Below are 10,253 nucleotides of genomic sequence, written 5' to 3'. Positions count from 1 at the left end.
ACAGCCTCGTCCAGGCCGCAAAAGCACGGGCTCGGGGCTACCGTACCAACAGGTATCTCATCAACATGATTTACCTCATCAACGGGAAACTTAATTTCAGCTTACCCATTTGAAACAGCGAGGAGCCGAAAAAACTCGTTTCGCTTCTTCTCATTCTGGCTGCTCCATGCGTAGCCAATGCTGAGGCAATACCGGAAGCACCGGATCCTGCCCCCCCCCCCTCGTGGATCACCTCCCTTGACGCAACAATCCCCTGCCCGCTCTACCAGAGCGACAATCTCGCCGACAACCTCTTCGTCGAAGGCGGATTCGACTTCCAGGATGCGCGAAAAACGCTCGACGGGGGCATCGGCTACCGCCACCTCATGGCCAATGACAAGGTGATGCTCGGAGCCAACGCGGTCTACAGTCACGAGTTTCCCCGCAACCACCAGCGCCTGAGCTACGGCGCTGAGATCCGGACATCGGTGTTCGAAATCAACTCGAACTACTACCACCGCATGACCGACTGGAAGCTGACGGGAGTGGCCAATAACGAGGAGAAGGCCCGCGGCGGATACGACGTCGAACTGGCCGTGGCCCTGCCGTACGTGCCGAGCGCCCATTTCCGCGTCAAGCATTTCTGCTGGAACGGAGTCGAGTCGAATGACCCAACGAACCCCATCGACGACCTCAAGGGCAACACCTTCAGCGTCTCGAGCTCGATATACGACGGACTTGCCGTCGAGGTCGGCTACGTCGACTACACGAGCGGCAATGCGGAATACAGCAAGGGCGACTGCGAGCGGTTCCTGAAGATCAGCTACACCATGGACCTCTTCGGCACCGGCGTCAACAAAGCGACCAGGCCGAGGATCAGCAAAAAGCCCTACAGCTTCGAGCGCATGGACGACCGCCGCTTCGAGAAGCTCCGCTTCGAGCAGAAGATCTACTCGGCCAGCAAGGAGAATAATGCAGCCTGAACACCCTTTCACTGATGCCTGACTGATAGCGGCATACCCAGGAGCCCCGCCGGAGACGACGGGGCTTCTCTGCGTTTTGGCGAGACCGGACTCCTCCGCCGGCAACCCCCTCAGACTCGGAGACGGAGGCTCCAGCACGGATACCTGAACAGTGATACCCCGAAACGGGCCTGCCGGGAATCCTCATCCGCCCGGCTTCAGGCGTGCGCTTCGCCGCGCCGCATGAGGGCGATCTCGATCCAGCCGTCCTCACGGCGTGAAAACAGGGGATCCCCGACCGCGAGTTCGCCTTCTATCGCCTCCATCGCCCACAGCCGCTCCACCTGCAGGCCCTCTTCGAGCCGCAGCTCCCCTTCCCTCCAGCAGGGATACTCCCCCTCCGACGAGCCGTACTCCCTGATGAGACCGAACACCCGTTCGGGTATGCAGCGTCTGGCCTCTCCGACATCGGCCGGAGGCACCAGGTACTCGAGGATGATGCGGGAGGCGGGGGCAAGCGCACGCCAATGCCGCCGCAGGGCCTCTTTGGTGATGTAATAGGAGAGCCCCTCGACGATGAGGAGGGTCGGGAGATCGGCCCCCCACCCTGCCGCGCCGAGGACGGCCCGTGTTCCCGAAAGATCCCGGGCGTCCGCTTCGAGGCACTGCAGGCGGCTGCCTTCGGCGAAGCCAAGGCCTGCGACAAGGACGCGCTTCCGGGCCATGCTGGCGGCATCGGCATCGGTCTCGAAGACGGAGAGCTCCCGAAAACGCGCGGCAAGCTCGATGCCGAGCATGGAGACACCCGCTCCGGCGATCACCACCTTGCCTATCCCACCCGTCTCAAGGGTCGCGATCGCCTCGGAGGCGATGCAACGCTTGCGGTACTCGATCACCTTTTGCCCAAGTGCTTCCAGATGGCATCGCAGCGCTCGAAGAGGGCTCTGCCGGAAGAGAGGTCGAGCATCGCGAAGTACTCGTGCACGGCCGGCGAACGGGAGAGTTCCGGGCCGCACCAGAGCTGCACCAGGGCCGATGTGTCGGCGAGCGGAAGAGGGGGCGCGTAAGGAGGGGGAACGGGAGATGCGGAGAGGGGGCTGGTTTTCGCCGCGACAAAAAAAAGAGACGGGCTTGTGGCCCGTCTCTTTCACTTCATAAGCGTCCGGATTCCGGAACTTACTTTGCCTCTTCAGCTGCAGGAGCCTCAGGAGCTGCCTCATCGGTAGCAGGAGCCTCGACGGCCGGTGCTTCCTCAGCTGCAGGAGCTGCTTCCTCGGTTGCAGGTGCTTCAGGAGCAGGTGCTTCGGTCTTGGCGCAGCCGACGAAAGAAACCGAGCTCAGGAGGAACAGGAAAATGAAAAGCTTTTTCATTGTTCTTTTCTTGTTTGTGTTGTTTGTAGAATGACAGCTTCTTCAGCTTCAGCATATTAAAGAAAAACGGTGAAATTTGAAACTCACCGTCTGGCGGAATATGCAAATATTTCCATATTCCGCCACAACATTTTTTTACGATTTTTTCAGTCCATAAGCATCGACATTTCCTCCTGGCCGACGGTATGGAAATTCAGGTAACGGTAGATGTCACCACGCTTTTCACCGCTGAGGTTCCGACCGACGACCTCCAGGTACTCGTCCTTGTTGGGAAGGTGTCCGAGCAGGGCCGCGACCGCTGCCAGCTCGGCTGAACCGAGGTAGACCTGGGCTCCGGCGCCCATCCTGTTGTCGAAGTTGCGGGTGCTGGTGGAGAACACCACGGCGTTGTCGGCGACACGGGCCTGGTTGCCCATGCAGAGCGAGCAACCCGGCATTTCGGTGCGTGCTCCGGCAGCGCCGTAGACGGAGTAGTACCCCTCGGCGATGAGCTGGTTCATGTCCATCTTGGTCGGCGGCACGACCCAGAGCCTCGCAGCGGCTGCGCCCCGGCCCCTCAACACTTCGCCGAGCGCACGGAAGTGGCCGATGTTGGTCATGCAGCTTCCCACGAACACCTCGTCGATCTGCTTCGGGCGGTTTTCGTCGCGAAGCACCTCGCTGAGGGTGGCGACGTCGTCCGGATCGTTCGGGCATGCAAGGATCGGCTCCCTGATCTCGCTCATGTCGACCTCGATCACGGCGGCGTACTCGGCATCGGCATCCGGCTCGAGGAGCGTCGGGTTCTTCAGCCACTCCTGCATCTTGCCGATGCGGCGGCGGAGCGTGTCCGGATCGCCGTAGCCGTTCTCGATCATCTGCTCGAGCAGCTTGACGTTGGAGGAGAGGTACTCGATGACCGGTTCCTTGTCGAGTCGGACGGTGCAGGCCGCAGCGCTACGCTCGGCCGAAGCGTCGGAGAGCTCGAAAGCCTGCTCGACCTTCAGTTTCGGAAGGCCTTCGATTTCCAGCACGCGGCCGGCGAAAACGTTCTTCTTCCCCTTCTTCTCGACGGTGAGAAGGCCCTGCTTGATGGCCACATAAGGAATGGCGTTGACCAGGTCGCGCAGCGTGATGCCCTCCTGCAGCTCGCCCTTGAAACGGACGAGCACCGACTCGGGAACGTTCAGCGGCATGGTGCCGGTCACGCCGGCGAAGGCCACAAGGCCGGAACCGGCCGGGAACGAGACGCCGATCGGGAAACGGGTGTGGGAGTCGCCGCCGGTGCCGAGCGTATCGGGAAGAACCATGCGGTTCAGCCAGGTGTGGATGACACCGTCACCGGGACGGAGCGCCACGCCGCCGCGGCTCATGACGAAGTACGGCAGGGTGCGGTGCAGCTTCACGTCGCTGGGTTTCGGGTAGGCTGCGGTGTGGCAGAAGCTCTGCATGAAGAGGTCTGCGCTGAAGCTCAGGGCCGCAAGCTCCTTGACCTCGTCGCGCGTCATGGCGCCGGTCGTGTCCTGCGAGCCGACGGTGAGGGTCTCCGGCTCGACATACATGCCGGGACGCACGCCCGGAAGGCCGCAGGCGCGTCCGATCATCTTCTGCGCGAGGGTATACCCCTTGCCGGTGTCGGCGGGCTGCTCGGGCTGCCGGAAGACGTCGGAAGCACCGAGCCCGAGTGCCTTGCGGGCCTTTGCGGTGAGCGTACGGCCGATGATGAGCGGAATGCGACCGCCGGCACGGACCTCGTCGGCGATGGTGTTGGGAGAGAGGCTGAAGCGGGCGATCTCGAGGCCGTCCTTCTCGATGACACCCTTCGACGGGTAGACGACGATCACGTCACCGGTCTCCATGGCCGTGACGTCGGCCTGGATCGGCAGCGCGCCGGAATCTTCCGCGGTGTTGAAGAAAATCGGAGCGATGATGCTGCCGATCACCACACCGCCGGTACGCTTGTTCGGAACGGCGGGGATGTCCTCACCGAGGTGCCACTGGACCGAGTTGATGCCGGACTTGCGGCTCGAACCGGTACCGACCACGTCGCCGACATAGGCGAGCGGATGCCCTTTCTCCTTGAGCCTGGCGATGGTGCCGATCGGGTCCTCCATCTTGCTGCCGAGCATGCTCAGGGCGTGAAGCGGAATGTCGCTGCGGGTGAAGGCCTCGCTGGCCGGGGAGAGGTCGTCGGTATTGGTTTCGCCGGGGACCTTGAAGACCGTGAGAGTGATCTTCTCCTGAAGCTCGGGGCGCTGGGTGAACCATTCGGCGTTGGCCCAGGACTGGAGAACGTCGGCCGCATATGAATTGGTCTTCGAAAGGCCGACGACCGCATCGAACGAATCGTAGACGAGCAGGGTCTTCTTCAGCATGGCTGCGGCCTCGGCGGCGACGGCCGAATCGCTGCTGGAAAGAGCGTCGACGAGCGGCTTGACATTGTAACCGCCGAGCATCGTGCCGAGGATCCGGACGGCTTCGACCGGAGAGATCACGGCGCACTTCGCCTCACCGCGGACAAGGGCGTCGAGGAACGCGGCCTTCTCGAGGGCGGCGTCATCGACGCCGGGGCTGACATGCTCGGTGAAAAGCTCGAGAAGATACTCCTTCTCCTGCGGTGCGGGAGCTTTGAGCAGTTCGACCAGTTCGCGGGTCTCTGCTGCGGTCAGGGGAAGCGGGGGGATTCCCTGCTCGGCGCGCTCCCTGGTATGTGCACGGTAGTTACTGACAAGGCTCATACGTTCTATCTCCGGGTGTTAAGGTTGAAACGGATTGTTGGATGCAATGGATAACGAAAGGGAAACGCCTTTTTGGAACGTAAAAAGGCAAAAAGATAAAAATACCATACGCCCCGTTCAAAACCAACCCCGGCACGCAATCCATACGTCACGGATACCGAACTTACTAAGCTTCGCAGAGGCGGCGGCCATGAATTCTTAAGCCTGCCGCTAGGCGGCGCGGGAGCGTGCCGGCCGGCGGAAAATGCAGGCGGAGGAGCAGATGCGTGCGGCTAGAGGATGAGGGTGCTGTCGCCGTAGCTCAGGAAACGGTACTCCCCCTCGAGCGCCTCGCGGTAGGCCCGGCGCAGGAGTTCGGGGCCGGCGAAGGCGGCGGTAAGCATGAGGACGGTCGAGCGCGGTGCGTGGAAGTTGGTGACGAGGGCGTCGATGACCCGGAAGGGCCGGCCGCCGGGATGCAGGAAGATGTCGGCCTCGGCCTCGACGGGGCCGGCATCGGCGCCTTCGAGGATCTGCGGGGCGGCATGCTCGAGGGCGCGCGTGACGGTGGTGCCGACGGCGACGACGCGGCCGCCCGCAGCTTTGGTCCGGCGGATCTTCTCGAGCGTTTCGGGAGGAATGGAGTAGAACTCGCGGTGCATCACATGCTCCGTTATCGACTCCGTGCGGATCGGCAGGAAGGTCCCGAGACCGACGTGCAGGGTGATGCGGGCGTCGTCGACGCCTTTCGAGCGGAGCCGTCCGAGAAGCTCAGGGGTCATGTTGAGCGATGCGGTCGGTGCGGCGACCGAGCCGGGATGCTCGGCAAAGAGGGTCTGGTAGCGCTCGCGGTCGAGCGGCTCGGCCTCACGCCTGAGATAGGGCGGAATGGGTACCTCGGCATGCGCCTGGAACACCTTCTGGAGGCTTTCGCCTCCCGCATGGGTGAGGCGGGCCACGCCGTCGGCGACCAGTTCCTCGACCAGGAACTCATGGCCGAAAGAGAGCAGCCGGTCACCCTGCCGCAGCCTGCCGCGGTAGAGCACGAGCTCCTGCTCCCCCTCGTGCTTTTCGAGAAGCATCAGCTCGATTTTCGCACCGGTGCTCTTCACGGCCATGAGCCGGGCGCGCACGACCTGCGTGTTGTTGATGACGAGCAGGTCGCCCTTCGAAAGGAAGGTGTCGAGGTCGCCGTAGAAGGCGTGGCGTACCGATCCCTCCCTGCGTCGCATGACGAGGAGGCGCGTCGAGCCCCTCTCCTCCGGAGGATAGCGTGCGATGCGCCCGTCGGGCAGCTCGTAGTCGAAATCGGCGACTCTCATCGGCGGCGCAGCCTCACGCGGACGGCTTCAGCGTGGGCCTCGAGCCCCTCGCGGTCGGCGAACGAGGCGATCTTCTCCCCGTCGGCCATGAGCCGCTCCCTGGTATAGGAGATGATGGAGGTGTGCTTGACGAAGTCGCGCACGGAGAGGGGCGAGAAGAAGCGCGCCGTGCCGTTGGTCGGCAGCGTATGGTTCGGGCCGGCGTAGTAGTCGCCGACCGTCTCGCAGGAGTAGCTCCCCATGAAGACGGCGCCGGCATGGCGGATGGAGGGCAACAGCTCCCAGGGGTGCTCGACATGCAGTTCGAGGTGCTCGGGGGCGATCATGTTCGAAACCAGTGCCGCCTCCTCCATGTCGCGGACCAGGACGATGGCGCCGTTCTCCCTGAGGGACGAGGTGATGACCTCGCCGCGCAGCATCGAAGGCGCGCGCTCTCTGGCCATGTCGCGCACCGCCTCGGCAATCCGCTGCGACGGAGTGATGAGGACGGACGAGGCGTCGGGATCGTGCTCGGCCTGGGCGAAGAGGTCCATCGTGATGAACTCCGCATCGGCCGAGTCGTCGGCGATGACCGCCACTTCGGACGGGCCGGCGATGCTGTCGATGGAGACATGGCCGAACACCTGCTTCTTGGCGAGCGCCACGTACTTGTTGCCGGGACCGGTGATGATGTCGACCTTCGGCACGCTTTCGGTGCCGTAGGCGAAGGCCGCGACGGCCTGGGCGCCGCCGAGCTTGTAGACGGAGGTCACGCCGGCCACCGAAGCTGCGGCGAGGATGTGCGGGTTGACACGGCCGTCGGCGTCGCACGGGGTGGTCATGAAGATCTCCCCGACGCCGGCCACGCGCGCGGGCGCCGCGTTCATGAGGACCGACGAGGGGTAGGCCGCCTTGCCGCCCGGCACGTAGAGCATCGCGCGCTCCATCGGCGTGACGCGCTGGCCGAGCATGACGCCGCCCTCGGCCTCGTAGAAGAAGCTTTTCTCGACCTCATAGCGGTGGAAGCGGAGGATGTTCTCCCAGGCCTCCCTCAGCACGCCGACGAAGCCGGGATCGGCCTCGCGGCAGGCGCGCGCGATCTCCTCCTCCGGCACCCGCATCTCCTTGAGATCGGCACCCTGGAAGCGCTTCGTATAATCGAAGACGGCGCGGTCGCCCTCACGACGGACGGTTTCGAGGATTTCGGTCACGGCCGAGGTGACCTCGGGCGAAAAGTCGACGCTGCGGCGCAGCTGGCGCATGAGAGAGTCGCCGTCGACGGCGTATCGGTAGAGTTTGAGCACGGCCACGGTCTTTGGGGTTTGGCTATCCTGGTTCACACTGGTGTGACAATGTACATAATAGCGGCCTTCATTGAAAATCGCATCGGCCGCATCGGTGCGGCTTCCGGGGCGGAAAACGGGGCCGGAAACCACAATAAAAAAGTACTCTCGAGCCCGGGGAATTGATTTGAAAAAAAAGTTCTATTAAGTACTTTAGGGATCAAACCCCTTGGAACACAGCGGAACCGAGCTCTATTCCAAGACACCCATGCACAACACACAGATCCATTGCCCGCCATGAGCTTATTCAGCAGCCTGTTCCGCGACATCGCCATCGACCTCGGAACAGCCAACACCCTCATTTTCATCCGCGACGAGGGCGTCGTCCTCAACGAACCGTCCATCGTCGCCCGCGACCGCAACACGGGCAAGGTCGTCGCCATCGGCCACGATGCGCTGCTCATGCACGAGAAGACCCATCCGGGCATCGTCACCATCCGTCCGCTCGCCAGCGGGGTCATCGCCGACTACGAAGCGACCGAGGAACTCATCAAGGGGCTGATCATCAAGACCAAGAACAAGTTCTCCTTCGGCATCCGCCGCATGGTCATCGGCATCCCCTCCGGCATCACCGAGGTCGAGAAGCGCGCCGTGCGCGACTCTGCCGAACACGTCGGCGCCAAAGAGGTCTACCTCGTCGCCGAACCGATGGCGGCCGCCATCGGCATCGGCCTCGACGTCAAGGAACCGATGGGCAACATGATCGTCGACATCGGGGGCGGCACGACCGAGATCGCCGTCATCTCGCTCGGAGGCATCGCCTCGGGCGAGTCGCTGCGCGTCGCCGGCACGGACATCACCGGCTCCATCATCCGCCACTTCCGCAAGGCCTACAACCTGGCCATCGGAGAGCGTACGGCGGAGGACGTGAAGATCAAGATCGCCTCGGCCTACAAGCTCGACAAGGAGATGACCATGACGGTCAGGGGCCGCAACCTCGTCACCGCCCTTCCCGAAGAGCGCGAGGTAAACTCCCCCACCATCCGCGAGGCCATCGCCACGCCGATCAGCCAGATCATCACCTCCATCAAGAAGAGCCTCGAGGTCACCAAGCCGGAGCTCTCGGCCGACATCCTCGACCGCGGCCTCTTCCTTGCCGGCGGCGGAGCACTCATCAAGGGGCTCGACCGGAAGATCAACGAGGAGACCAAGCTCGCGGTCCACATCAGCGAAGATCCGCTGACGGCCGTCGCCCGCGGCACCGGAGAGGTTCTCGAGAACCTCGACAAGTACCGCAGCGTGCTGATCTCGACGAAACGCTACTGAGCGGCGAAACAGAACGCCATCGGCACCGCATCCGGAACGCCCCTGCTCTTCAGGGGCGTTTCTTTTTGCCCTCTTCCAGCAGCTCCCGGTAAAACGCCTCGTAACGGTCGACCTGCAGCGGAGTCTCAAACCGGCGGGCCTGCTCCTCCGAAGCGCCGGCGAACGCCTCCAGGCGGACGGGATCGGAGAGCAGCTCCACAGCCCTCCGGGTCATCGTTTCGACATCCCCCGGGCGGCAGAGGAAGCCGTGCCGGCCGTTTTCGATGAACTCGGGGAACCCGCCGGCGTCGGTCGCCACGACCGGCACCCCGCAGGCCATCGCCTCGAGGGCGGCAAGGCCGAAGGATTCGACGTTGCTCGGCATCAGCATCAGATCGGAAACCGAAAGCAGCGGCACGATCTCGTCGATCCGGCCGAGAAAGCGCACCCGCCCGGCGATACCGAGCCGCCGCACCGCCGTTTCGGCCTCGCTTCGTTCAGGGCCGTCGCCGACGAAGAGGAGCGTCGCGTCGAGCCGGCGCACGATCCCCTCGAAGACGCGGACGACGTCGCCGATGCACTTGACCGGCCGGAAGTTGGAGATGTGGATCACGGTGCGGCCGTTGCCGAGCCCGAGCTCGCCCCGGAGCTCCGGCTGCGGCGAGCGGCGGAAACGGGAGGTGTCGACGAAGTTCGGGATCACGGCGATCTCCTGGCGGGGACTGAACATCCTCACCGTCTCGTCCTTCAGGTACTGCGAGACCGCCGTCACCCCGTCGGAGCGGTTGATGACGAGACGCACGGCGTCGGCCATGCCCGGATCGGCGCCCACCACCGTGATATCGGTGCCGTGCAGGGTCGTGGCCAGACGGAAGCAGCCGCGCTCGGGGCACTTGTCCTCGAGCATCTGGCGCGCCAGCATCGCGCTCATGGCATGGGGTATGGCGTAATGGGCATGGACCACGTCGAGTTTCTCGTACCAGGCGACCTCGGCGATCTTCGAGGCCAGCGCCAGGGAGTGGAAGGGGCAGTCGAAGAGCGGATAGTGCATGGCCTCGACCTCGTGATGGAAGATGTTCGCAGAGAAGGCGCCGAGACGGAACGGGGCTCCCTGGCTGAAGAAGTGGACGACATGTCCTCTCGAAGCGAGGGCCATGCCGAGCTCGGCGGCGATGGCGCCGCTCCCTCCGTAGGTGTGGTGGCAGGAAATACCGATTTTCATCTGCTGCTGGGAATATGGTTCTAGAGGCCCGTCAAGGCAAAAATAGCAAAAACAGGACAGGTTCCCGCCCCATATCCCGCTCCCGCTTGCTCTGCCGGCATGCGCTTCCTACCTTACAGCTGTCCCCCTTTTTA

The 10,253-nt window shown here is 63.5% G+C and carries 9 protein-coding genes; 2 read left to right on the top strand and 7 right to left on the bottom strand.

The features are described 5' to 3' along the window. Window positions 1-152 precede the first annotated feature (152 nt). On the top strand, window positions 153-962 hold the full coding sequence (locus E0L29_RS10555) for an inverse autotransporter beta domain-containing protein (RefSeq protein WP_131358759.1): 810 nt from the start codon (window positions 153-155) through the stop codon (window positions 960-962). A gap of 197 nt (window positions 963-1,159) precedes the next feature. Here E0L29_RS10555 and E0L29_RS10550 read toward each other — a convergent pair whose 3' ends face one another. The 6 genes from E0L29_RS10550 to hisD form a co-directional block, all read right to left on the bottom strand. Beyond that, complete coding sequence (locus E0L29_RS10550; RefSeq protein ID WP_165498889.1) at window positions 1,160-1,837, bottom strand: class I SAM-dependent methyltransferase; 678 nt, start codon at window positions 1,835-1,837, stop codon at window positions 1,160-1,162. Continuing rightward, on the bottom strand, window positions 1,834-1,968 hold the full coding sequence (locus tag E0L29_RS11710) for a hypothetical protein (RefSeq protein WP_278248918.1): 135 nt from the start codon (window positions 1,966-1,968) through the stop codon (window positions 1,834-1,836). Before E0L29_RS11710 ends, E0L29_RS10550 begins: the two co-directional genes overlap by 4 nt. A 149-nt stretch (window positions 1,969-2,117) precedes the next feature. Beyond that, window positions 2,118-2,312, bottom strand: coding sequence for a hypothetical protein (locus E0L29_RS10545; RefSeq protein ID WP_131358753.1), 195 nt, complete (start codon window positions 2,310-2,312; stop codon window positions 2,118-2,120). Between the two features lie 146 nt (window positions 2,313-2,458). Then, window positions 2,459-5,029 (bottom strand): bifunctional aconitate hydratase 2/2-methylisocitrate dehydratase, encoded by a 2,571-nt coding sequence (gene acnB / locus E0L29_RS10540; RefSeq protein WP_131358750.1) that lies wholly within the window; start codon window positions 5,027-5,029, stop codon window positions 2,459-2,461. A gap of 272 nt (window positions 5,030-5,301) precedes the next feature. After that, on the bottom strand, window positions 5,302-6,330 hold the full coding sequence (queA, locus tag E0L29_RS10535) for a tRNA preQ1(34) S-adenosylmethionine ribosyltransferase-isomerase QueA (protein ID WP_131358747.1): 1,029 nt from the start codon (window positions 6,328-6,330) through the stop codon (window positions 5,302-5,304). Then, complete coding sequence (hisD, locus tag E0L29_RS10530) at window positions 6,327-7,613, bottom strand: histidinol dehydrogenase (protein ID WP_131358771.1); 1,287 nt, start codon at window positions 7,611-7,613, stop codon at window positions 6,327-6,329. The genes queA and hisD overlap by 4 nt, the downstream gene beginning before the upstream one ends. A gap of 276 nt (window positions 7,614-7,889) precedes the next feature. On the opposite strand from hisD, the gene E0L29_RS10525 reads away from it, so the two are divergent. Next, window positions 7,890-8,918, top strand: coding sequence for a rod shape-determining protein (locus tag E0L29_RS10525; RefSeq protein WP_131358744.1), 1,029 nt, complete (start codon window positions 7,890-7,892; stop codon window positions 8,916-8,918). A 49-nt stretch (window positions 8,919-8,967) separates the two neighbouring features. On the opposite strand, the gene bshA is transcribed toward E0L29_RS10525, so the two are convergent. Beyond that, window positions 8,968-10,119: an N-acetyl-alpha-D-glucosaminyl L-malate synthase BshA gene (gene bshA / locus E0L29_RS10520; RefSeq protein ID WP_131358741.1), complete on the bottom strand. Its 1,152-nt coding sequence runs from the start codon at window positions 10,117-10,119 to the stop codon at window positions 8,968-8,970. Window positions 10,120-10,253 lie beyond the last annotated feature (134 nt).

Source organism: Chlorobium sp. N1 (assembly GCF_004332115.1).
Lineage (GTDB): Bacteria > Bacteroidota > Chlorobiia > Chlorobiales > Chlorobiaceae > Chlorobium.
Note: the sequence above shows the minus strand (reverse complement) of the source record. Positions and strands in the feature narration are given on the sequence as shown.